The following is a 22,704-nucleotide window of genomic DNA, read 5'->3' on the forward strand; positions in this document are numbered from 1 at the left end:
GCGGCTCAGCGCTCGGTGAGCCGCGGCATCAGCTCGACGAAGTTGCAGGGACGATGGCGGATGTCGAGCTGGCTGGCCAGGATGCCGTCCCACGCGTCCTTGACCGCGCCGGTGGAGCCGGGCAGCGCGAAGACATAGGTGCCGCGCGCGACACAGGCGCAGGCGCGGCTCTGCACCGTCGAGGTGCCGATCGTCTGGAAGCTCAGCCAGCGGAACAGCTCGCCGAAGCCGGGGATCATCTTGTCGGCGACCCGCTCGATCGCCTCGGGGGTGACGTCACGCCCGGTCACGCCGGTGCCACCGGTGGTGATGACGCAGTCCACGCCCTCGTCGTCGATCCAGCGGTGGAGCTGCGCCACGATCGAGTCGACGTCGTCGCGCAGGATCGCGCGCTCGGCGAGCACGTGCCCGGCCTCGCTGAGCCGCGCCACCAGCGCGTCGCCCGAGCGGTCCTCTGCCAGCCCGCGCGTGTCGGAGACGGTCAGCACCGCGATGCGCACCGGGACGAAGGTGCGCGTGAGGTCGAGACTCATCGCTCGGCGTGGGTCGTCGACTGCGCCGCGACCGTGCCGTTGATCGCGATCGCGGTCACCGGCGCCGAGGTCATCCGCACCGCGCTGTCGCCGGGCAGGCCGGGGAAGCGCGGCCACATGCCCTGCGCCAGCGCGACGCGGCTGGGGCTCTTCGCCTTGCCGCCGAGCGACTCATACATCCAATAGTTGCGCAGCACCGTCACGACATAGCCGCGCGTCTCCCAGTAAGGGATGCTCTCGATGTAGAGCAGCGGGTCACCGCCGTCGCGTACCAGCGCGTTCCACTCGCCGACGGGCTTGGGACCGGCGTTATAGGCCGCGATCACCTTGGGCAGCAGCCCGCCGGTGAGGCCCATGTCGCGCAGCTTCTCGATATGGCGCTGGCCGATGTCGATGTTGGTGGAGGGGCGGGCGAGCGCGTCCTGGTCGATCGCGACCCCGCGCTCGCGCATGTAATCGGTCGCCGCGGCGGGCATGATCTGCATGAGCCCGAACGCGCCCGCGGGGCTGCGCACCCGGTTGCGGAAACCCGATTCCTGCAGCGTGTGCGCGTAGACCAGCGCCTTGTCGATACGCCAGCCGGTGTCGGGCGTCCAATTGGGCATCGGGTAGCGCGTGTCGGCGGTCGCGGTCGCGCCCTGCGGCATGTTGTGCGCCAGCCACACGGTGGTCGCGGGCAGGTCGAGCGTCTCGCTGATATGGACGAGGCTGGCGAACTCGGCCGGGTCGCCGATCCGCGCCTGCTGGCGCACCACCGCGTCGGCGCGCTCGCCTTCGCCCAGCTCGGCGAGCGCGGCGGCGACGCGGACGTTCGGGCGCCGCTCGAGCCGCGCCCATTCCTCACTCACCAGCTCGGGGCGAACGCGCTCGACCGGTAGCCCGAGCGACTGACGCGCGAGCAACCCGTAGAAGGTCTCCTTATATTGCGCCGCGGTCTTGAGCCGCGCCTCGACCCGGTCGGGTCGACCGCACGCCATATCCGAGCGCGCCGCCCAGTAGAGTGCGGTGGCGCGCAGGTCGGTGTCGGTCGCGCGCGCGGCGACATTCTCGAAATCGACCTGGGTCGCGGCACAATCGTGCTGGCGCCACGCCGAGAGCGCCTCGGTCCAGCGGCCGTGGAGCGCCCACTCGCCGCTGCCCGCCGCTGCCCTGGCCGCGAGCGCGCGTGCCTGCGGGTCGAGCCCCTGGAGAAAGTAGATCCAGGCGACGCGCGCCTGCCACTCGGTCGTCGCCTCGGGGGAGAGACCGTCGGTCGACTCGAGCAGCGCCTGCGCCTCGGCACCCATGTCGGCCTTGACATAGGGCTGCATGCGCTGCGCGAGATCGGCGGCGACCTCGTCGCTGCGGGTGGCGCGGGCACGGACGCGCGCGGGCGCGCCGTCCTGCCAGATCAGCCGCTGCGCGCTCGGCAGCGCGGGGAGGTCGGCGAAGCCACGCGCGCTCGCCAGCCGCATCAGCGCCTCCGCCTGGGGTAGCTCGGGCGCCTCGGCGATCAGCCGGGTCAGCGCCTCGTCGCCGACGCGCGGCGAGCCCTTGGCCAGCACCAGCTCGGCGCGGGCATAAGCGTGCAGCGGGCCGCTCGCCATCGTGTCGAGCGTGATCTGCGCGTCGCTCCAGCGCCCGTCGCGGATCGCGGCGAAGACCGCGCGATAGCCCGAGCGCTGCTCGGGGGTGAGCTGCGCCGGGATGCCGGCGGTGCGCGCGGTCGCGACCGTCACCGGCGGTGGCGGCGCCACAAGCACGGGAGACGCGAAGGCTGGCGCGGCGGCGACGACGAAGGCGGCGGTGGCGGCCAGCGCGGCGCGGCGGGGGCTCATGACGCGATCTCCCCGGTGAGCATCAACAGGTCCTTCCAGGTCTCGGCTTTGGCGGCGGGGCGATCCAACAGGAAGCGCGGGTGATGGGTCGCCACGACGTGCGTGATCCTGCCCTGCTTATGGTTAATCATGTGCGTACGTCCCCGCGCGTCGGCGACGCTCATCGCCAGCAGCGCACGGCTCGCCGCATCGCCCATCGCCAGCAGCCGCTTCGGCGCCGCGAGCGCGACGTGGTGGCGTGTGATCTCGCCGAGCCGGTCGGCGATGTCGCGCGGCACGCGGCCCGTCGTGGGGCGGCGCGCGCAGACCGAGGCGAGCGCGGTGTCCGCGCGCGAGCGACCGATCGCGGCGAGCATCCGATCGAACAGCCGCCCCGTCTCGCCTTCCAGCAGCGTCTCGCGGTCGTCGCGCTCGGGACAGTCGACGAGCACCATCAGCTCGGCGTCCTGCGGCCCGCTCGCCGCGATCGCGACGCCGCCCCAACGCGCCTCGGGCGCCTCGTCGCCGAGCCGCCACGTCGCGAACGCCTCGCGCGTGTCGGGCAGGGAGGCCGGTTCGGGGGCAGGGGCCGACGCCGGCGCGGCGAGGGACCCGGCGAAGGCGAGCGGCGCGGCCGGCTCGACCGGCGCGAGCCAGTCGAACGGCGCGTCCCCGACGAGCACGTCGACCCCCGCATCGCGCCACCATTCGAGCGCGCTCGCGGCGAGTTTGGCCCAGTCGTGGTTCTGGTCTGCCCCCATGGACGCATCATAGGATCGCAGTTGACGTGAGCGTCAACTTTCTGGCACCGCCGGCCCGATCAGCCGTGGCGACGACACGACGAGTGCCCGCGAAGAGGCGGCGCCGGGTGCTCCTGAGGAGAAGATGACGTGAGCGAGCGCGAGTCCATGCCCTATGACGTGGTGATCGTCGGCGCCGGGCCGGCGGGCCTGTCGGCGGCGATCCGGCTCAAGAAGGTCGCGGCGGAGAAGGGCGCGGAGGTCTCGGTCTGCGTGCTCGAGAAGGGCTCCGAGGTCGGCGCACACATCCTCTCCGGCGCGGTCATCGACCCGCAGTCGCTCGACGAGCTGCTGCCGGACTGGCGCGAGCAGGGCTGCCCGCTCGCCGAGGTGCCCGTCACCGAGAACCTCCACTGGGTGCTCACGCGCGGCGGCAAGTTCACGCTGCCGCACCTGTGGACTCCGCCGTTCCTCCACAACAAGGGGACCTACACCGGCTCGCTCGGCAACCTGTGCCGCTGGCTCGCGGGCAAGGCGGAGGAGCTGGGCGTCGAGATCTTCCCCGGCTTCGCCGCCGCCGAGATCCTGTTCCACGAGGACGGGAGCGTGAGGGGCGTCGCCACCGGCGACATGGGCGTGGCGCGCGACGGCACGCGCAAGCCCGATTATCAGCCCGGGCTCGAGTTGCACGCAAAATATACCTTCTTCTCAGAGGGTTGTCGCGGACACCTGTCGAAGGAACTGATGCGGATCTTCGATCTGCGGCGCGACTGCGACCCGCAGGTCTACGGCCTCGGCGTCAAGGAATTGTGGGACATCGACCCCGCGCTGCACACGCCCGGCAAGGTGATCCACACCCAGGGCTGGCCGCTGAGCGAGAGCGGCTCGAACGGCGGCGGCTGGATCTACCACCAGGCCAACGGTCAGGTGAGCATCGGCTTCGTCACCTGGCTCAACTACAGCAACCCCTATGTCTCGCCGTTCCAGGAGATGCAGCGCTGGAAGACCCATCCCGCGGTGGCGGCGCTGCTGGTGGGGGGCAAGCGGGTGAGCTACGGCGCGCGCGCGATCAACGACGGCGGGCTCCAGTCCATCCCCAGGCTGGTCTTCCCGGGCGGCGCGCTGATCGGCGACAGCGCGGGCTTCCTCAACGTGCCGCGGATCAAGGGCACGCACACCGCGATGAAGAGCGCGATGCTCGCCGCCGAGGCAGCCGTCGACGCGATCGTGTCGCAGCGTGGCGGCGACGAGCTCACCGCTTATCCCGAGGCCTTCGAGCGCAGCTGGGTCAGGAAGGAGCTGTCGATCGTCCGCAACGTCGTGCCGCTGGTGAAGCGCTTCGGCGACCTGATCGGCTCGGGGCTGGCGGGCGTGACGATGTGGCTCGAGTATCTGGGGCTGCGCATGCCCTTCACGCTGCACCATCACCCCGACCACGAGACGTTGTGGCGCAAGGATCTGGTCAGGAAGATCGACTATCCGAAAGCCGACGGCGTGCTCACCTTCGACCGGCTCTCCTCAGTGTTCCTGTCGAACACCAACCACGAGGAGGACCAGCCGGTCCACCTGACGCTCAAGGACCCGACTGTTCCGGTCGAGTACGACCTGCCGCTCTACGACGAGCCGGCGCAGCGCTACTGCCCGGCCGGCGTCTACGAGATCGTCGGCGAGGACGTCGGTGAGCCCAAGTTCGTGATCAACGCGCAGAATTGCGTCCACTGCAAGACCTGCGACATCAAGGACCCGACGCAGAACATCAACTGGGTCGTGCCCGAGGGTGGGGGCGGGCCCAACTACCCGAATATGTGAGGACGCGGGTCGTTGCGGGCGCGGACGACCTTCCAACTCCCGTCATCCCGCACGTGGTCCGGGATCCAGTCTTCCGCGAGAGCGACGCGCCCCGGATGTGCGGCGCGGTGGATTCCGGCTCACGTCCGGGATGACCGTGGAGCGGAAGCGCGCGTCACGGTAACGAAGCGCCTGTCCCCACCGCGCGCAATAAACGCGGGCGGCGGGGTTGACGCGACCGCGCCCGAGCCGCGACAGCGGGGCATGCGGTTCAGCCCTCCCGGTCTCGCCTCCGCCGCGCTGCTCGCGCTGCTCGCGCCGGGCGCCGCCGCGGCCGCGACGGGCGACCTCGGCGCGTACATGAAGGCGCGCGCCGCCGCGGCGGACGGCGCGGTCACCACCGCCACGCGCGACTATGCCCGCGCGCTCGCCGCCGCGCCCGACAATGCCGTGGTCGCGGTGCGCGCCTATCGCGAGGCGGTGCGCGGGGGTGACCTCGCGCTCGCCGATCGCGCCGCCGCCTCGCTCGCCGACCAGGGTGTCGCGCCCGCCGACGCCGCGCTGCTCGCGCTCGCCCGCGCCGCGCGGACGGGCGACCGCGTCGCGGCGAGTGCCGCGATCGCGCGGCTGCGCGACGACCAGCTTCGCATCCTCGCCGCGCCGCTCGCCGCCTGGGCCGCGCTCGACGCGGGCGGTGACGCGTTCGCCCCGCTCGCGCGCGCGGCCGCCGACGCGGTCTCGCGCCGCTTCGTCGAGGAGACCCGCGCGCTGCTGCTGATCGCCACCGGCAAGGTGGCGGAGGGCGAGGCGGCGCTGCGCCCGCTGCTCGGCAACGACCTAGCCAGCCAGGACCATCGCGTCGCCGCGGCGCGGCTGCTGCTCGGGCGCGGCGAGCGGCAGGCGGCGGCGCGTCTGCTCGCCGTCGGCGGCGAGTCGGCGATCACGACGCTGCGCGCCGCCGCGGCCGACCCCGCGCTCGCCGCGCGCTACGCCGCCGCGCCCTCGCTCGCGTTCGGCGCCTCCTATCTGTTCACGCGCGTCGCCTCGGACCTGGCGGTGGGCGCGCCCGGCCCGCTCACCTACACGCTGCTCCAGGCCGCGCTGCGCGCCGAGCCGGGCAACGACCGCGCCCGCGTGCTGCTCGCCGGCGTGCTCGCGCGCGACGACGCGGTCGACCAGGCGCTGGCGGTGCTCGACGCCGTGCCACCGACCAGCCTCTACGCGCAGATCGCCGCGACCGGCCGCGTCCAGCTGCTCGCGGACGACGGGCGCGACGCCGAGGCGCTCACCGCCGCGCGGGCGCTCGGCACCGCGCCCGACGCCGCGACCGAGGACGTGCAGCGGCTCGCGGACCTCAACGTCCGCCTCGGCCGCCCCGGCGAGGCGGTGCCGCTCTACCGCCGCCTGCTCGATCGCGCCGGCACGGGTGCCGACTGGGCCGACTGGCTGCAGTACGGCGCCGCGCTCGACGAGGCGAAGCGCTGGGACCAGGCGCTACCCGCGCTGGAGCAGGCGGTGCGGCTGGGGCCGAGCGAGCCGCTCGCGCTCAACTATCTCGGCTACGCGCTGGTGCAGCGGCGCGAGCGGCTGGGCGCGGCGCAGAAGCTGCTGGAGCGCGCCGCCGCGCTGAAGCCCGACGACGCCGCGATCGCCGACTCGCTCGGCTGGGCGCTGCTGGTGCGCGGCCAGCGCGCGCGCGCGCTGTCGCTGCTCGAACAGGCCGCGCTGGGCGACCCCGCCAACGCCGAGATCGGCGAGCATCTCGGCGACGCGTATTGGACGTCGGGGCGGCGCTACGAGGCGCGCTACGCCTGGACCGCGGCGCGCCAGGTCGCCGACGCCGACGGCGCCGCCCGGCTCGACGCCAAGATCGCGCGCGGCATCGGGTCGCTGCGATGAGCGCGGCCGCGGCGGCCGCGACGGCGGCGGCGGTGCTGGTCGAGCCCGCGCCGGCGAAACTCAACCTCGCGCTCCACGTCCGCGCGCGCCGCGCCGACGGCTATCACGAGCTGGAGACGCTGTTCGCCTTCGCGCGCGACGGCGACACGGTGACGCTCGCGCCCGCCGAGCGCGACACCTTCCGCGTCACCGGGCCGTTCTCGGAGATCGTGGGCGACGACGCCGACAATCTCGTCGTCCGCGCGGTCGCGGCGTTCCGCGCCGCCTTCGGCGTGGACGAGCGCTACGCGATCACGCTCGACAAGCGGCTGCCGGTCGCCTCCGGGATCGGCGGCGGCTCGGCGGACGCGGCGGCGACGCTCCGCGCGCTCGCGCGGCACCGCGGCATCGCGCGCGACGACACGCGGCTCGACGCGGTCGCGCGCGCGCTCGGCGCCGACGTTCCCGCCTGCCTGCTCGGTCGCGCCGCGCTCGGCACCGGGCGCGGCGACGACCTCGTCGCGATCGCGGGGCTGGGCGATCGTCCCGCGCTGCTCGTCAACCCGCTCGAGAAGGTGTCCACCGCCGCGGTGTTCGCGCGCTGGGACGGCATCGACCGCGGCGGTGTGGGGGAGGGGGGCACGCTGGCGCGGGCGCTGGTGGGACGCAACGATCTCCAGCCCGCCGCGGAGGCGATCGCGCCCACGGTGCGCGACCTGCTCCGGGCGCTGGCGAACCAGCCCGGCGTGATCCTCGCGCGCATGTCGGGCTCGGGCGCCACCTGTTTCGCGCTGTTCGACGAGGTCAGGGCGCGCGACGTCGCGGCGCGCGCGATCTCCGCCCAGCGACCGGGCTGGTGGCAGCTGGCGACCACGGTGGCATGATCGCGCTCGACGTCCTGGAGGATGTCGCGGTCGTCTCGCTCGAGCGGCCCGCCGCGCGCAACGCGCTGCCGACCGGCGCGTGGCAGGCGCTCGCCGCCATCCTCCAGACGCTGCCGACGAGCGCGCGCGCGCTGCTGCTGCGCTCGGCCGTGCCCGGGGTGTTCTGCGCGGGCGCCGACCTCGTCGACCTCGCGCGGCTGGTCGACGATGTCGACGCGCGGACCGAGTTCCGGCTCGCGCTGGAAGACGCCGTCGGCGCGCTCGCGGCGCTGTCGATCCCGACCGTGGCGGCGGTGGAAGGCGGCTGCTTCGGGGCGGGCGTGGCGCTGGCGCTCGGCTGCGACCTGATCGTTGCCTCGCCCGCCGCGCGGTTCGGCGTCCCGCCGGCGCGCCTGGGGATCGGCTATCCCGTCGCGGACGTCGCGCGATTGGCGCAGCGGGTCGGCCGCGCGCAGGCGGCGCGGCTGCTGTTCACCGCCGGCTCGATCGACTCGGCAGAGGCGCTGCGGATCGGGTTGATCGACATGATCGGCGACGCCGCCAAGGTGGTCGACGAGATCGTGCGCAACGACGAGACGGCGCTGTGGCTGCTCAAGCGCACGCTCGACGACCCGCTCGACGAGTCGCTCGATACCGCCTTCGAGGATTCGTTCGCGGGCGCGCGCTTCGCCGCCGGCGTCGCCCACTATCGCGGCAAGGCTTGATATCGCAGTGTAGTTCTCTACTTGTTCTCTCGGAACAAAGAGAATACACCATCGCGGTGCGTTGAACGCGACGCGCGGTTGCTCTAGCGAAAGGGTCCACGGCAATGGCCGCCAAACTTCAGGTGATCGATACCGGCATGGCTACCGCGAACGCAGACCGTCAGAAGGCGCTCGACGCCGCGCTGGCGCAGATCGACCGCGCCTTCGGCAAGGGCTCGGCGATGAAGCTCGGACAGAAGGAGACGATGCAGGTCGAGGCGATCTCGACCGGCTCGCTCGGGCTCGACATCGCGCTGGGCGTCGGCGGGCTGCCGCGCGGCCGCGTGATCGAGGTGTACGGGCCGGAGAGCTCGGGCAAGACGACGCTGGCGCTCCACGTCATCGCCGAGGCGCAGAAGAACGGCGGCACCGCCGCCTTCGTCGACGCGGAGCACGCGCTCGACCCGGTCTATGCCAAGAAGCTGGGCGTCAACATCGACGAGCTGATCGTGTCGCAGCCCGACACCGGCGAGCAGGCGCTCGAGATCGTCGACACGCTGGTGCGCTCCAACGCGATCGACGTGCTGGTGGTCGACTCGGTCGCCGCGCTGGTACCGCGCGCCGAGATCGAGGGCGAGATGGGCGACAGCCACGTCGGCTTGCAGGCGCGGCTGATGTCGCAGTCGCTGCGCAAGCTCACCGGCTCGATCAGCCGCTCGCGCTGCATGGTGATCTTCATCAACCAGCTGCGCATGAAGATCGGCGTCATGTACGGGAATCCGGAGACGACGACAGGCGGCAACGCGCTGAAATTCTACGCCTCGGTCCGGCTCGACATCCGTCGCACCGGCGCGATCAAGGACCGCGACGAGGTGATCGGCAACGCCACGCGCGTGAAGGTCGTCAAGAACAAGGTCGCGCCGCCCTTCAAGCAGGTCGAGTTCGACATCATGTACGGCGAGGGCATCTCCAAAATCGGCGAGATCCTCGACATCGGCGTCAAGGCGGGGCTCGTCGAGAAATCGGGCGCGTGGTTCTCCTATGACTCGGTGCGGATCGGGCAGGGGCGTGAGAACGCCAAGACCTTCCTGCGCGACAATCCCGAGATGATGCAGCGGCTGGAGAAGGCGATCCGCGCGCGCACCGAGCAGGTGGCCGACGGCATGATGGCCGGGCCGAGCGAGGACGACGACGTCTGATCCGCGCGGTCGTCGGGCGCGGCGGGGGCGGCGGGGTCGTGCGGCGAGCCGAACGTGGTCGGCAGTCCGCTCCCGCCTTCGGCCGTCCGCGGGGATGGGCGGGAGGCTGATCGATGACCTCGGGTGCGGAATGGAGCGCGCGTGTCGGGGCGACCTGGGCGGCGGAGTGGCAGCGCACCGAGCGCGCCTTCGCCGATATCGCCGGCGTCCTGGACCCGGTAATCGCCTCGGTGGCGCCGGCGAGCGGGCGGGCCGCGGACGTCGGCTGCGGCGTCGGGAGCACCGCGCTGACGCTCGCCGCGGCCCGGCCTGGGCTGCGTGTCACGGGGATCGACCTCGCCGCGCCGCTCGTCGCCGTCGCGCGGGAGCGTGCGGGCACCCTCGCCAGCCCCACGGAGGATCGCGCCGACGATGATCGCCGCGTTGACTTCCGTCTCGGTGACGCCGCCGCGGTGCTGCCGACACTCGCCCCGCTCGATCTGATCGTCTCGCGGCACGGCGTCATGTTCTTCGACGATCCCGTCGCGTCCTTCGCGGCGATGGCGCGGGCCGCGCGGCCCGGCGCGCCGCTCGTCTTCTCCTGCTTCAGGGCGCGCGAGGAGAATGACTGGGCGAGCGCGCTCGACGCCGCGGTCGGCGCGACACCCGGCCCGACGGGCTCCTACGCCCCTGGACCGTTCGGGCTCGCCGATCGCGCGCGGACCCAGGATATCCTCGCCGCCGCCGGGTGGCGGGACGCGGATGCGACCGGCCATGACGTGCGTTACCTGGTCGGCGGCGGCGACGACCCGATCGCCGACGCGCTCGCCTTCTTCCGCCGTATTGGTCCTGCCGCCGCAGTGCTCGCCGCGGCGGCGCCGGACGAGCAGGCGGCGATCGAGCGGCGGATCGCGGCGGTGCTCGCCGCGCGGATACGCGACGGCGCCGTCGCGTTCACCGCAGCGATCTGGATCTGGGTCGCGCGCGCCGGGGAGCCACTATGACGATCGTCGTCCACCATCTCGAGAACTCGCGTTCGCAGCGCGTGCTGTGGCTGCTCGAGGAACTCGGGCTGCCCTATGAGGTGGAGCGCTACGCGCGCGACGCCAAGACGATGCTGGCACCGCCCGAGCTGCGCCGGGTCCATCCGCTCGGCAAATCGCCGGTCATTGAGGACCGCGACGACGCCGCGGAGGGCGAGCGCGGTCGGGTCGTCGCCGAGACCGGCGCGATCGTCGAGTATCTGGTCGACCGTGCCGATGGGAGGCTGGGCGCCCCGGCGAAGCGCGACGACGCGCTGCGCTATCGTTTCTGGCTCCATTATGCCGAGGGCTCGATGATGCCGCCGCTGCTGCTCAAGCTGGTGCTCTCCCGGCTGCCACTGATCGGCAGGCGCGCGGTGACTCGAGTCCAGCCGATGATCGACCGTCACCTCGATTTTGTCGAGGAGTCGCTGGTGGAGCGGCCGTGGTTCGCGGGCGAGGCGTTCACCGCGGCGGATATCATGATGAGCTTCCCGCTCGAGGCGGCGCGTCACCGCGCGGGCCTAGGCGAGTCGCGGCCGGCGACGGCGGCGTGGCTCGCGAAGATCCATGCCCGCCCGGCCTATCAGCGCGCGCTCGCGCGCGGCGGCCCTTATGCCTATGCGCGGTGAGGCGTAGCGCGGGACTGGTCGACGCGCGCCGTCGCTCCCTCCCTATCCGACGGCGGTCTAGAGGGGCGGAGGCGACCAGCCGCCTCCTGCTGGCCTGTAGAGGGGAGGCAGCCGCCCGTCAGCGCGCCGCCGTGTCCGCCAGCGCGTGGCGCACGACCGGGGTCACACGATCCGCGATCCGCGCGACGCCGCGCGCGTTGGGGTGGACCCCGTCGGGAAGCATCAGCGCCCTGTCGCCGAGCACGCCGTCGAGGATGAACGGGTACAAGGGCGCGTGATGCTGCTTCGCCAGTTCGGGGTAGATCGCGTTGAAGCGCGCCGCATAGTCCGGCCCCAGGTTGGGCGGCGCGAGCATCCCGGTCAGCACCACCGGCACCTTCCGCTTCCGCAACTCGTCGAGCATCGCCGCGAGATTGTCGCGCGTCACCCCGGGGTCGAGCTGGCGCAGCACGTCGTTGCCGCCCAGCCCCAGCAGCACCAGGTCGGGCGCCTTGCCCAGGCGATCGAGCGTGTAGCCGAGCCGTCGGCGCCCGTCGGCGCTGGTGTCACCCGAGACGCCCGCGTTGACCAGCCGCGCGTTGATCCCGGCCGCCCGCAGCCGCGCCTGGATCGCGTCGGGCAGGCTCTGCCCGCGGCTCAGCCCATAGCCGGCGTAGAGGCTGTCGCCGAGGGCGAGCACGATCCGCTCGGGGCCGCTCACCGGCACGGTGGCGACCGGGGCGGGCGCGGCCGTCGCGTCGTTGCCGCCGACGCGCGGGCCATGGGGCGCGCCCTCGTCGCGCGGCGAGCAACCGGCGATCGCCAGCGTGGCTTGGAGAAGCGCCGCCGGCACCGCATATGTCAGATATGATCGCGTCACTTATGCCCCGGCCCCGCTGATGTCGCCGCCGGATATGGTCATCGCCGCGCGCGATGTAAGGCTCACCCTGGGGGGCGCCGAGCCGGTCGAGATCCTGCGCGGGGTGGATCTCCAGGTCGCCGCGGGCGAGAGCGTGGCGCTGCTCGGCGCCTCGGGGTCGGGCAAGTCGTCGCTGATGGCGGTGCTCGCCGGGCTGGAGCGCGCCACGTCGGGCAGCGTCGAGGTGACGGGGCTCGACTTCGCCGCGCTCGACGAGGACTCGCTCGCGGTGGCGCGGCGCGGGCGGATCGGCGTCGTGCTCCAGGCCTTCCACCTGTTGCCGACGATGACCGCGCGCGAGAACGTGATGGTGCCGCTGGAGCTGCAGGGCGCCGGTGACGCGCGCGCGCGCGCCGAGGCGGAGCTGGACGCGGTGGGGCTGGGGCATCGGCTCGGCCATTATCCCGCTCAGCTCTCGGGCGGCGAGCAGCAGCGCGTCGCGATCGCGCGCGCGCTGGCGCCGCGCCCCTCGCTGGTGTTCGCCGACGAGCCGACCGGCAACCTCGACGCCGCGACGGGGACGCGCGTCATGGACCTGTTGTTCGAGCGCCGGGCCGCCACCGACGCCAGCCTCGTCATCATCACCCACGACCCGGCACTGGCGCGACGCTGCGACCGGATCGTCGAGCTCGCCGACGGCCGCCTGCGATGAGGGGCTGGGCGCTGGCCTGGCGGCTCGCCCGGCGCGAGCTGTCGCTCCGTTTCAAGGGCCTGCGCCTGCTGCTGCTCTGCCTGTTCCTCGGCGTCGGCGCGCTGGCGGCGATCGGCAGCCTGACCCAGGCGATCACCGGCGAGCTGGCCGCGCGCGGGCGCGTGCTCCTCGGCGGGGACGTCGAGTTCGCGATCTCGCAGCGCGCCGCCGATCCCGGTGAGCGCGCCGCGATCGCGCGGCTCGGGCGCGTGTCCGAGACGGTCCGGATGCAGTCGATGGCGGTGGCGCGCGACGGCGCCACCGCGCCGGTGCAGCTCAAGGCGGTCGACCCGGCCTATCCGCTCTACGGTCGGCTCACGCTCGCGGGGGGACGAGTGACGCGAGTCACCGCCGTCGACGCCGCCTATGTCGCGCCCGCGCTGGTGGAGCGGCTCGGGCTGCGCGTCGGCGACCCGCTGCGGCTCGGCGCGGCCACCTTCCGTGTCACCGGCGTGATCGCGGACGAGCCCGACCGGCTGAGTGAGGGCTTCAGCTTCGGCCCGGTGGTGCTGGTGTCGAGCGCCGGGCTGGCGCGCACGGGCCTGGTACAGCCGGGCAGCCTCTACGAGACCAAGTATCGCGTCGCGATCGGCGCGCGCGATCCCGCCGCGACGGTGGCGGGATTCGGCAGGCGCTATGCCGCGGCGGGGTGGGAGACGCGGACGCGCGACCGCGCCTCGCCGGGTGCCAGCCGCTTCATCGCGCGGATGGGCGAGTTCCTCACGCTGGTCGGGCTCGCCGCGCTGGTGATCGCGGGGATCGGCGTCGGCAACGGCGTCTCCTCCTATCTCGAGCAGCGCCGCGCCAGCGTGGCGATGCTCAAGGTGCTCGGCGCGACGTCGGCGACGGTGACGCGAGTCTATCTGATCCAGGTGCTCGCGGTGGCGGGGGTGGGGATCGCGCTCGGGCTCGTCGCCGGGCTGGTGGCGGTGCCGCTGGTCGGCGCGCTCGCCGGCGCGGTGCTGCCGGTCGCGCCCGGCTTCGTGGTGGCACCGCTGCCGCTCGCGCTGGCCGCATCGTACGGGCTGCTGATCGCGCTCGCCTTCTGCGCGCCCGCGTTGGTCGCGGCCGGGCGCGTGCCCGCCGCGGCGCTGCTGCGCGGCGTCCACGATCGCCGCGCCCGCGGCGGCCGAGTCGCCGCCGCCTGGATGGGCGCGGCGGGCGCCGCGCTGGTGGCGCTGGTACTGGCGACGAGCGATCGGCCGCTGTTCGCCGCGGGCTTCCTCGGCGCCGCCGCGGCGACGCTGCTGCTGCTGGTCGCGCTCGGTCACGCGGTGCGCTGGCTCGCCGCGCGCGTGCCGCCGCCCCGCCGCCCGCTGCCGCGGCTCGCGCTCGCCGCGCTCCATCGCCCGGGCGCGCGCACCGTCGCGCTGGTGGTGGCGCTGGGGCTCGGGCTGACGCTGTTCGTGCTGCTCGCGACGATCCGCACCAGCCTCGACGGCTATATCACGCGCAGCGTACCCGAGCGCGCGCCCGCCCTGTTCGTGCTCGACGTCGCGCCCGAGCGCGAGCGTGAGTTCCGCGCCGCCGTCGCCGCGGCCGCGCCGAGCGCGGTGATCGCCACCGTGCCGCTGATGCGCGGCACGATCACCGGCTATGCCCGGACGCGGGTCGCCGATCTTGCCGAGATCCCCGAGGGCGCCTGGGCGCTGCGCGGCGAGCGCGGGCTGACCTTCGCCGCGGCGCTGCCCGCGGGCAGCACCCTCAGCGCCGGTCACTGGTGGAGCCCGGCCGAGGCACGACGCCCGCTGGTGTCGGTCGACGAGCGGCTGGCGCAGTCGCTCGGGCTCAGGATCGGCGACCCGTTGACGATCTCGGTACTCGGGCTCGAGCGGACCGCGACGATCGCCTCGTTCCGCCGCATCGCCTGGGACACGCTGGGCTTCAACTTCGTGCTGGTGTTCTCGCCCGGCGCGCTGGCCGACGTGCCGCACAATCTCGCCGCGACGATCGACATGCCCGCGGCGCGCACCGGCGCGGTGACGCGCGCGCTGCTGCCGCGCTTTCCCTCGCTGTCGGTGATCGAGGTGGGCGGGGTGCTCGCGCAGGTGCAGACCGTGGTGCGTCAGATGGCCACCGCGATCGCCGCCGCGGCGGGGGTAGCGGTGCTCGCCGGCGTCGCGGTGCTGGTCGGCGCCATCGCGGCGGCGCGCGCGACGCGGACGTATGACGCGGTGGTGCTCAAGGTGCTCGGCGCCACGCGGCGGCAGGTGCTGGTGATGCAGCTGCTCGAATATGCGCTGCTGGCGCTGGTGGCGGCGGCGGTGGCGCTGCTGCTCGGCGTGGCGGGGGGCTGGTACGTCGTGACGCAGCTTTTCGGCTTCGAGTGGCTGCCCGACTGGGGCGCGGTCGCGTCGACCCTGCTGGTCGGCGTGGTCGCGACCGTGGCGATCGGCGTGGCGGGCAGCCTGCCGGTGTTGCGCGCACGGCCCGCCGCGGCGCTGCGCGAGCTGTAGCGAACGGCACCGGCGCCATGCTGAGTCTCCCTCATCGCCTTCCTGAGCGGAGCGATTGATCCTCATCGGCCCGCCGCGCGTTACGATTATCGCCAGTCGACAGGGACTTGGACGCTGCGCCCGGGAGGGCAGGAAGAGGGATACCGGCGATGTCGGACACAGCAGGATTCGCGCTCTCGCGCCGCGGGGTGCTCGCCGGGAGCGCCGCCAGCGCGGTCGCCGCCGCGGCCCCGGCCGAGGCGGCACTGCAGCGCATGCCAGCGAGCGCGACGCCGACCATGCCGGTGCGCCTCACCGTCAACGGCGAGAAGCGCGAGCTGGCGCTCGACCCCCGCACCACCCTGCTCGACGCGCTGCGCGAGCATCTCCACCTCACCGGCACCAAGAAGGGCTGCGACCACGGCCAGTGCGGCGCCTGCACCGTCATCGTCGAGGGGCGGCGGATCAACTCGTGCCTCAGCCTCGCGCTCCAGCACGAGGGTGACGAGATCACCACGATCGAGGGGCTCGGCACCCCCGGCAAGCTCCACCCGATGCAGGCCGCGTTCGTGAAGCACGATGGCTATCAGTGCGGCTATTGCACGCCGGGGCAGATCTGCTCGGCGGTGGCGGTGCTCGACGAGATCAAGCGCGACGTACCCAGCCATGTCCAGGGCGACCTCACCGCCAAGGCGCGTTTCAGCAACATGGAACTGCGCGAGCGGATGAGCGGCAACATCTGCCGCTGCGGCGCCTATTCGAACATCGCCGAGGCGGTGGCCGACGTGGCGGGAGAGCGCGCATGAGGAGCTTCACCTACGAGCGCGCCACCGATGCGGTCGCCGCGGCGCGCGCGGTGGCGCAGCGGCCCGGCGCCAAGTTGCTGGCGGGCGGCACCAACCTGCTCGACCTGATGAAGCTGGAGATCGAGACGCCGACGCACCTCGTCGACGTGCAGGACCTCGGCTTCGACACGATCGAGAAGACCAGCGAGGGTGGCTTGTGCATCGGCGCGCTGGTGACCAACACCGACCTCGCCGCCGACGCGCGCGTGCGGCGCGACTACGGGGTGCTCAGCCGCGCGATCCTCGCGGGCGCCTCGGGCCAGCTGCGCAACAAGGCCTCGACCGCGGGCAATCTGCTCCAGCGCACGCGCTGCCCCTATTTCTACGACACCAACATGGCGTGCAACAAGCGCAAGCCTGGCTCCGGATGCGCCGCCATCGGCGGCTATTCGCGCCAGCTCGGCGTGATCGGGGTGAGCCCGTCGTGCATCGCCACCTTCCCCGGCGACATGGCGGTGGCGATGCGCGTGCTCGACGCGGTGGTGGAGACGGTCGACGCGGGCGGCCAGCGCCGCAGCATCCCGATCGCCGACTTCCACCGGCTATGGGGCGACCATCCGGAGCAGGATACGACGCTGCGCCCGGGCGAGCTGATCACCGCGGTGGTGCTGCCCAGGCCGCTCGGCGGCGAGCATTTCTACGAGAAGGTACGCGACCGCGCATCCTACGCTTATGCCCTGGTGTCAGTCGCGGCGGTGATCCAGCGCGACGGCAGCGGGCGGGTGGCGTTCGGCGGCGTCGCGCCCAAGCCGTGGCGCGTCGAGGCGGCCGAGGCGCTGCTGCCGCAGGGTGCCGCCGCGGTGACCGCGCGCGCCTTCCAGGGCGCGACGCCGACCAAGGACAATGCGTTCAAGCTGCCGCTGGCGACACGCGCGCTCGCCGCGGTGCTCGCCCAGGCGGGCACTCCCGCGCAGAAGAGGGGCTAAGGGCCATGAAGTTCGACACACCGGCCGGCACCAATCCGATCGACACCATGGCGGTGGTCGGCCGCGCGCACGACCGCATCGACGGTCCGCTCAAGACCAGCGGCACAGCACCCTACGCCTATGAGCACCATGACGTCGCCGCGAACCAGGCCTATGGCTACGTCGTCGGCGCGGCGGTGGCCAAGGGGCGCATCCGCGCGCTCGACACCGCCGCCGCCAAGGCCGCCCCGGGCGTGATCGCGGTGGTCACCGCCGCCGACGCGGGCAAGCTCGGCAAGGGCAAGTACAACACGGTCAAGCTGTTCGGTGGCCCCGAGGTAGACCATTACCATCAGGCGATCGCGCTGGTCGTGGCGGAGACGTTCGAGCAGGCGCGCGCCGCCGCCGCGCTGGTGCGCGTGGATTATGCGCGCACCGCCGGCCGTTTCGACCTCGACACCGCGCTCAAGACCGCGCCGCTCACGGGTGGCGACAGCGCCGAGGGCAGCGGCGCCCCGCCGGTCGATCGCACCGGCCAGTTCGAGCAGGCTTTCGCCGCCGCGCCGGTCAAGCTCGACCAGCATTACATCACCCCCGACCACAGCCACGCCATGATGGAGCCCTTCGCGTCGCTGGCGACGTGGGAGGGCGACTCGCTGACGGTGTGGACCTCCAACCAGATGATCGACTGGGGCCGCGGCGATCTCGCCACCACCTTGGGCATGCCCAAGGAGAAGGTGCGCCTGATCTCACCCTATGTCGGTGGCGGCTTCGGCGGGAAGCTGTTCCTGCGCGCCGACGCGGTGCTGGCGGCGCTCGGCGCGCGGGCGGCGGGACGTCCGGTCAAGGTCGCGCTCACCCGGCCGCAGATGGCCAACAACGCCACCCACCGGCCGGCGACGCGCCAGCGCATCCGCATCGGCGCGACGCCCGACGGCACGATCACCGCGATCGCGCATGAGAGCGGCTCGGGCGATCAGCCCGGCGGCGGTCCCGAGACCGCGGTCAACCAGACCAAGCTGTTGTACGCCGGCAAGAACCGGCTCACCGCGATGCGGCTGGCGGTGCTCGACCTGCCCGAGGGCAACGCCATGCGCGCGCCGGGCGAGGCGCCGGGAATGATGGCGCTCGAGATCGCGATCGACGAGATGGCCGAGCAGCTCAAGCTCGACCCGATCGAGTTCCGGATTCGCAACGACACGATGGTCGATCCCGAGAAGCCCGAGCGTCGCTTCTCCGAGCGGCAGCTGGTGCGCTGCCTGCGCGAGGGGGCGCAGCGCTTCGGCTGGTCCCGGCGCAGCGCGACGCCGGCGCAGGCGCGCGACGGGCGCTGGCTGGTCGGCATGGGCGTGGCCTCGGCGTTCCGCAACCACATCAATTATCCCTCGGGCGCGCGTGTGCGGCTTGGGCGCGACGGGCGCGTGACGGTCGAGACCGACATGACCGACATCGGAACCGGCAGCTACACGATCATCGCCCAGACCGCGGCCGAGATGATGGGCGTGCCGATGGAGCAGGTGACCGTGAAGCTCGGGGATTCCGCTTTCCCCGTGTCGGCCGGCTCGGGCGGGCAGTTCGGCGCGGCCAACGCCACCGCGGGGGTCTATGCCGCGTGCGTCAAGCTGCGCGAGGCGGTGGCGCAGCGCGTCGGCGTCAACTCGGCCGATGCGCGCTTCTCCGGCGGCAAGGTGGTGTCGGGCAACCGTACGGTGCCGCTTACCGCGGCGGCGGCGCAGGGCGAGCTGACGGGCGAGGACAAGATCGAATATGGCGGGCTCGACAAGACGTGGCAGCTCTCCACCTTCGGTGCGCATTTCGTCGAGGTGGGCGTCGACGCGTACACCGGCGCGGCGCGGCTGCGGCGTATGCTGGCGGTGTGCGCGGCGGGTCGGATCATCAATCCGAAGTCGGCGCGCAGCCAGGTGATCGGGGCGATGACGATGGGGGTCGGCTCGGCGCTGATGGAGGAGCTGGCGGTCGACACGCGCTTCGGCCTGTTCATCAATCACGACCTCGCGACCTACGAGGTGCCGGTCCACGCCGATATCCCGCACCAGGACGTCGTGTTCCTCGACGAGGCCGACGACAAGGCCAACCCGATGAAGGCCAAAGGGGTCGGCGAGCTCGGCCTGTGCGGGGTCGGCGCGGCGGTGGCGAACGCGATCTACAACGCCACCGGCGTGCGCGTGCGTGACTATCCGGTCACACTCGACAAACATCTGTCGGGACTACCCGCACTCGTCTGAGCCGCACGGCCCCTGGACCGCGACGCGCTCGCTCGAGAGAGCGGGCGCGTTCGTGCGTCTGGCTCGTCGCGCGCCCATCACAAATGGCTGTAAGTGCTCGACGTTACGTCGCCGCATGATGAAAATCGCCGGCAACGGTGCACAACAATAAAGAAATTAGAAAGTTAAATAGGTTTGGCGGGGCACTTTTGTCCGATCAATCCGCGCTGAGATTATACCGTCAGTTCAGTTGACAGCGGCATTCAACTTGATAGCGTTATCACATCTGGTGACTCCACAGGGGCGCCGGTCGTGCCTGCGGGAGGTCCCGCAGCAGCGCTGTAGGGGGGGGATGATGAAGCGTCTTAACGTGCTGTCGAAGCTTGCTCTGTCCACGTCGCTTGGGGCGCTGGCGATCGCCGCCGCACCCGCGCTGGCGCAGACCACCGGCGGCGAGCCGGCGGCGACCAACGCCCAGCCCGGCGGCGGCCAGGCGGTCGACAGCGATACCGCGCGCTCGGGCTCGGTCGCCGATCAGGAGAATGGCGCGGTCGACGACATCGTCGTCACCGGCGTCCGCGCCAGCCTCGATCGCGCCATCGCGATCAAGCGCGACTCGCCGGGCGTCGTCGACGCGATCTCGGCCGAGGACATCGGCAAGTTCCCCGACACCAACCTCGCCGAGTCACTGCAGCGCATCACCGGCGTGTCGATCAACCGCGTCAACGGCGAGGGTTCGCAGGTCTCGGTCCGCGGCTTCTCGGGCGGCTTCAACCTCGTCACCATCAACGGCCGTCAGCTGCCCGCGACCAACATCGACACCAGCGGCGGCAACCTGTTCGCGCGCGGCGCCGGTCGCTCGTTCGACTTCCAGAACATCGCCTCGGAAGGTGTCAGCGGGCTGGAGGTCTACAAGACCGGTCGCGCCTCGGTTCCCACCGGTGGCATCGGTGCGACGATCAACATCAACACGCGCAAGCCGCTCGACTCGCGCGAGACCGGCGTGACCGGCTCGATCGGCGCCAAGGCACTGTACGATACCTCGGTGGAGAAGGCGGTCGGCGACAAGCACCGTGTCACGCCCGAGGTCTCGGGCCTGCTCAACTATAAGAACGAGGAGGGCACCTTCGGCGCCGCGGTGTTCGGCAGCTACCAGCTGCGTTACTCGGCCTCGGCACAGTCCAACCCGAACTATTGGAACGTCATCCCCACCGCCGATTTCTTCAACCCCGGCACGTTCATCAACTCGACCACGGTGCTGGACGGCAACCGCCCGACCGCGCCCTACGTGCTGGTGCCCAACGACAGCCGCTACCAGTTCTCCGAGAACCGGCGCGAGCGCATCAACTTCCAGGGCGTGCTGCAATTCCGCCCGACCGACACGCTCGAGTTCACCGTCGATAGCCTGTTCGCGCAGAACCGACTGCGCGAGCAGCGCAGCGAGCAGACCAACTGGTTCAACCGCCCCTTCAGCGAAGTCCGCTTCGACGACAATCCGAACATGGCGACCGCGATCTTCCTGCGCGACTATCTGCCGACCAGCCCGAAGGACGAGGGCTTCGAGCAGCAGCAGGCCGCGACCAAGGCGCGTCTCGCCTCGGTCGGCCTCAACGCCAAGTGGGATTTCGCCCCGAACTTCACGCTGACGCTCGACGGCCACCACTCGGAGTCGCGCTCGTCGCCCGACAATCCCAACGGGACCACGGCCACCACCGTCGCGCTCGGCGCGCCGGTGATCGCGGGTCACTCGCTCGACTTCAGCACCGGCTTCCCGCAGCAGGCGCAGATCATCAACGACTGCTATCGCGCCACCCCGACCGACGCGCCCAAGGGCAATTGCAACGGCGTGCTCGACATCGGCGACCTGGGCGCCGCGCCGGCGCGGACTATCATCTCGCGCCAGACGCAGCGGATCGACCAGATCCAGGCGCGGCTGGGCTGGGACCTCGGCGGCGGCAGCCGCTTCGACGCGGGCGGTTCGTACACCGACTCGAAGATGCACTCGACCCAGACCCAGACCCAGCAGACGCTGGGCGACTGGGGCCTGCAGAACCCGGGCATCATCCAGCAGCTGGCGCCCGAGTTGGTCCAGCAATATTGCCTGACCTGCAAGTTCGACCACTTCAATCCTGCGTCGGAAGGATCGTCGCTGATCGCCTTCCGCGGCAACGCGATCGACCTCTACAACGTGCTGAGCCCCTATTATACGGGCCTGGGCCAGCCGCCGGCACCGTCGGCGCCGGCGGACGATACCGTGCAGGAGAAGATCTGGGCGGTCTTCGGTCAGTTCACCTGGAACGGCGAGGTCGCCAACCGTCCCGCCAACCTCGTGATCGGCGCGCGCTACGAGCAGACCCGCGTCGTCTCGGACGCGGTGCAGACGTACAACAACATCGTCTGGACCGCGGACAACGACTTCCGCGGCGACGCCAGCGGCGTGTTCACCGCGATCCGCCAGCGCGGCAAATATGAGAACCTGCTGCCCGCGGTCGACTTCAGCATCGAGCCGATCACCAACGTGAAGGCGCGCGTCTCGTTCAGCCGCACGCTGGCGCGGCCCGACTATGGCAATCTGTTCGCCACCGCCTCGGCGGGTGCGCCGGGCCGCCCGACGCTGCTCGGCGGCATCCCGACCGGTAGCACCGGCAACGCCAACCTGCTGCCGCTGCTGTCGGACAACTTCGACCTGTCGCTGGAATGGTATTACAAGCCGTCGAGCTTCGTCTCGATCGGTTTCTTCGACAAGCGCGTCGCCAACTTCCTCGGCACGGGCGTGATCAACCAGAACCTCTTCGGTCTGCGCGATCCCAGCTCGGGCGCGGCGGGTTCGCGCTCGGGCACCGCGGCGGCGTTCCTCCGCTCCAGCGGTTATGACCTGAGCGACGTCAACCTGTTCACCTATACCGCGCTGCTCGTGCAGAACGGCGGCAACCAGGCGGCGGCGACCTCGCAGTTCAACGCCAACTACGTTGCCGGCCGCGGATTGCAGCAGACCTTCGTCGACCAGGTGCTGTCGCAGATCGATATCTCGTCCGACGCCAACGATCCGCTGTTCAACTTCTCGGTCTCGCAGCCGATCAACAATCGCGAGGGCAAGATCCACGGCTTCGAGCTGGCCTGGACCAACTTCTTCGGCAACACGGGCTTCGGCTTCGCGGGCTCGTTCACCAAGGTGAGCGGCGACGTGAACGTCGACCCCTACGCCGACCCGACGGTCAACATCTTCGCGCTCACCGGTCTGGGCAACAGCGCCAACGCCACCGCGATCTATGACAAGAATGGTATCTCGGCGCGCATTGCCTATAATTGGCGCGATAAATACCTCGCCGCTACGAACCAGGGCGGCAACCGCAACCCGCTGTTCGTCGCGCCGTTCGGCACGCTCGACGTCAACATCAGCTACGACGTGAACGACACGATCGCGGTCACGCTGGAGGGGATCAATCTCACGAGCGAGAGCGTGAAGACCTATGGCCGCACCGAGCGCAACCTCGTGTTGGCGCAGGAGCTGAAGCCCCGCTTCCTGCTGGGCGCTCGCTACAAGTTCTGAGCGCGAGGGGAGGGGATCGCC

General features: G+C 71.7%; 17 protein-coding genes. 13 read left to right on the forward strand and 4 right to left on the reverse strand.

Annotated elements, in window-relative coordinates:
* Positions 1-5: 5 nt before the first annotated feature.
* Genes moaB through KZ813_RS01020 form a run of 3 tightly spaced genes read right to left on the reverse strand, consistent with a single transcriptional unit; the run spans position 6 to position 3,090 of the window.
* Positions 6-533 carry a molybdenum cofactor biosynthesis protein B gene (moaB, locus tag KZ813_RS01010; protein WP_219753123.1) on the reverse strand — a complete coding sequence of 176 codons (528 nt, stop codon included), beginning with the start codon at positions 531-533 and terminating at the stop codon, positions 6-8.
* On the reverse strand, positions 530-2,350 hold the full coding sequence (locus tag KZ813_RS01015) for a lytic transglycosylase domain-containing protein (protein ID WP_219753124.1): 1,821 nt from the start codon (positions 2,348-2,350) through the stop codon (positions 530-532). Before KZ813_RS01015 ends, moaB begins: the two co-directional genes overlap by 4 nt.
* Positions 2,347-3,090, reverse strand: coding sequence for a uracil-DNA glycosylase family protein (locus tag KZ813_RS01020; RefSeq protein ID WP_219753125.1), 744 nt, complete (start codon positions 3,088-3,090; stop codon positions 2,347-2,349). Before KZ813_RS01020 ends, KZ813_RS01015 begins: the two co-directional genes overlap by 4 nt.
* 129 nt (positions 3,091-3,219) lie before the next feature.
* On the opposite strand from KZ813_RS01020, the gene KZ813_RS01025 reads away from it, so the two are divergent.
* The 7 genes from KZ813_RS01025 to KZ813_RS01055 all read left to right on the forward strand — a co-directional run bounded on the left by KZ813_RS01025 (position 3,220) and on the right by KZ813_RS01055 (position 11,134).
* Entirely contained in the window at positions 3,220-4,878 is a 1,659-nt protein-coding gene (locus KZ813_RS01025) for an electron transfer flavoprotein-ubiquinone oxidoreductase (protein WP_219753126.1), read from the forward strand.
* A gap of 243 nt (positions 4,879-5,121) precedes the next feature.
* Positions 5,122-6,756 carry a tetratricopeptide repeat protein gene (locus KZ813_RS01030; RefSeq protein ID WP_258046297.1) on the forward strand — a complete coding sequence of 545 codons (1,635 nt, stop codon included), beginning with the start codon at positions 5,122-5,124 and terminating at the stop codon, positions 6,754-6,756.
* The gene (locus tag KZ813_RS01035; protein ID WP_219753127.1) at positions 6,753-7,619 is read left to right on the forward strand and encodes a 4-(cytidine 5'-diphospho)-2-C-methyl-D-erythritol kinase; all 867 of its coding nucleotides are present in this window, start codon (positions 6,753-6,755) and stop codon (positions 7,617-7,619) included. The genes KZ813_RS01030 and KZ813_RS01035 overlap by 4 nt, the downstream gene beginning before the upstream one ends.
* A complete protein-coding gene (locus KZ813_RS01040) occupies positions 7,616-8,323 on the forward strand; it encodes an enoyl-CoA hydratase/isomerase family protein (RefSeq protein ID WP_219753128.1) in 708 nt (235 codons plus the stop codon). Before KZ813_RS01035 ends, KZ813_RS01040 begins: the two co-directional genes overlap by 4 nt.
* Before the next feature lie 104 nt (positions 8,324-8,427).
* On the forward strand, positions 8,428-9,501 hold the full coding sequence (gene recA / locus KZ813_RS01045; protein WP_219753129.1) for a recombinase RecA: 1,074 nt from the start codon (positions 8,428-8,430) through the stop codon (positions 9,499-9,501).
* 113 nt (positions 9,502-9,614) lie between these two features.
* Positions 9,615-10,484: a class I SAM-dependent methyltransferase gene (locus tag KZ813_RS01050; protein WP_219753130.1), complete on the forward strand. Its 870-nt coding sequence runs from the start codon at positions 9,615-9,617 to the stop codon at positions 10,482-10,484.
* Positions 10,481-11,134: a glutathione S-transferase family protein gene (locus KZ813_RS01055; protein ID WP_219753131.1), complete on the forward strand. Its 654-nt coding sequence runs from the start codon at positions 10,481-10,483 to the stop codon at positions 11,132-11,134. Before KZ813_RS01050 ends, KZ813_RS01055 begins: the two co-directional genes overlap by 4 nt.
* A 118-nt stretch (positions 11,135-11,252) precedes the next feature.
* Here KZ813_RS01055 and KZ813_RS01060 read toward each other — a convergent pair whose 3' ends face one another.
* Positions 11,253-11,966, reverse strand: coding sequence for an arylesterase (locus KZ813_RS01060; RefSeq protein WP_308461753.1), 714 nt, complete (start codon positions 11,964-11,966; stop codon positions 11,253-11,255).
* 46 nt (positions 11,967-12,012) lie between these two features.
* Here KZ813_RS01060 and KZ813_RS01065 point away from each other — a divergent pair, with 46 nt between their 5' ends.
* The 6 genes from KZ813_RS01065 (at position 12,013) to KZ813_RS01090 (ending at position 22,683) form a co-directional block, all read left to right on the forward strand.
* Positions 12,013-12,684 (forward strand): ABC transporter ATP-binding protein, encoded by a 672-nt coding sequence (locus KZ813_RS01065; protein WP_219753132.1) that lies wholly within the window; start codon positions 12,013-12,015, stop codon positions 12,682-12,684.
* Positions 12,681-15,179, forward strand: coding sequence for an ABC transporter permease (locus KZ813_RS01070; RefSeq protein WP_219753133.1), 2,499 nt, complete (start codon positions 12,681-12,683; stop codon positions 15,177-15,179). The genes KZ813_RS01065 and KZ813_RS01070 overlap by 4 nt, the downstream gene beginning before the upstream one ends.
* 149 nt (positions 15,180-15,328) lie before the next feature.
* A complete protein-coding gene (gene paoA, locus KZ813_RS01075; RefSeq protein ID WP_219753134.1) occupies positions 15,329-15,964 on the forward strand; it encodes an aldehyde dehydrogenase iron-sulfur subunit PaoA in 636 nt (211 codons plus the stop codon).
* A complete protein-coding gene (locus tag KZ813_RS01080) occupies positions 15,961-16,929 on the forward strand; it encodes an FAD binding domain-containing protein (RefSeq protein ID WP_219753135.1) in 969 nt (322 codons plus the stop codon). The genes paoA and KZ813_RS01080 overlap by 4 nt, the downstream gene beginning before the upstream one ends.
* Before the next feature lie 5 nt (positions 16,930-16,934).
* The gene (gene paoC / locus KZ813_RS01085) at positions 16,935-19,154 is read left to right on the forward strand and encodes an aldehyde oxidoreductase molybdenum-binding subunit PaoC (protein ID WP_219753136.1); all 2,220 of its coding nucleotides are present in this window, start codon (positions 16,935-16,937) and stop codon (positions 19,152-19,154) included.
* A 331-nt stretch (positions 19,155-19,485) separates the two neighbouring features.
* Positions 19,486-22,683, forward strand: coding sequence for a TonB-dependent receptor (locus tag KZ813_RS01090; RefSeq protein WP_219753137.1), 3,198 nt, complete (start codon positions 19,486-19,488; stop codon positions 22,681-22,683).
* Positions 22,684-22,704: the final 21 nt, after the last annotated feature.

Source organism: Sphingomonas folli, from assembly GCF_019429525.1.
GTDB lineage: Bacteria > Pseudomonadota > Alphaproteobacteria > Sphingomonadales > Sphingomonadaceae > Sphingomonas > Sphingomonas folii.

Bases quoted from the DNA above. Each gene is read 5' to 3' on its own strand.
- KZ813_RS01065 (WP_219753132.1), top strand. From the start codon at position 12,013: ATGTCGCCGCCGGATATGGTCATCGCCGCGCGCGATGTAAGGCTCACC.
- KZ813_RS01040 (WP_219753128.1), top strand. From the start codon at position 7,616: ATGATCGCGCTCGACGTCCTGGAGGATGTCGCGGTCGTCTCGCTCGAG.
- paoC (WP_219753136.1), top strand. From the start codon at position 16,935: ATGAAGTTCGACACACCGGCCGGCACCAATCCGATCGACACCATGGCG.
- KZ813_RS01035 (WP_219753127.1), top strand. From the start codon at position 6,753: ATGAGCGCGGCCGCGGCGGCCGCGACGGCGGCGGCGGTGCTGGTCGAG.
- KZ813_RS01090 (WP_219753137.1), top strand. From the start codon at position 19,486: ATGATGAAGCGTCTTAACGTGCTGTCGAAGCTTGCTCTGTCCACGTCG.
- moaB (WP_219753123.1), bottom strand. From the start codon at position 533: ATGAGTCTCGACCTCACGCGCACCTTCGTCCCGGTGCGCATCGCGGTG.
- KZ813_RS01020 (WP_219753125.1), bottom strand. From the start codon at position 3,090: ATGGGGGCAGACCAGAACCACGACTGGGCCAAACTCGCCGCGAGCGCG.
- KZ813_RS01055 (WP_219753131.1), top strand. From the start codon at position 10,481: ATGACGATCGTCGTCCACCATCTCGAGAACTCGCGTTCGCAGCGCGTG.
- KZ813_RS01015 (WP_219753124.1), bottom strand. From the start codon at position 2,350: ATGAGCCCCCGCCGCGCCGCGCTGGCCGCCACCGCCGCCTTCGTCGTC.
- KZ813_RS01070 (WP_219753133.1), top strand. From the start codon at position 12,681: ATGAGGGGCTGGGCGCTGGCCTGGCGGCTCGCCCGGCGCGAGCTGTCG.
- KZ813_RS01080 (WP_219753135.1), top strand. From the start codon at position 15,961: ATGAGGAGCTTCACCTACGAGCGCGCCACCGATGCGGTCGCCGCGGCG.
- KZ813_RS01030 (WP_258046297.1), top strand. From the start codon at position 5,122: ATGCGGTTCAGCCCTCCCGGTCTCGCCTCCGCCGCGCTGCTCGCGCTG.
- paoA (WP_219753134.1), top strand. From the start codon at position 15,329: ATGTCGGACACAGCAGGATTCGCGCTCTCGCGCCGCGGGGTGCTCGCC.
- recA (WP_219753129.1), top strand. From the start codon at position 8,428: ATGGCCGCCAAACTTCAGGTGATCGATACCGGCATGGCTACCGCGAAC.
- KZ813_RS01050 (WP_219753130.1), top strand. From the start codon at position 9,615: ATGACCTCGGGTGCGGAATGGAGCGCGCGTGTCGGGGCGACCTGGGCG.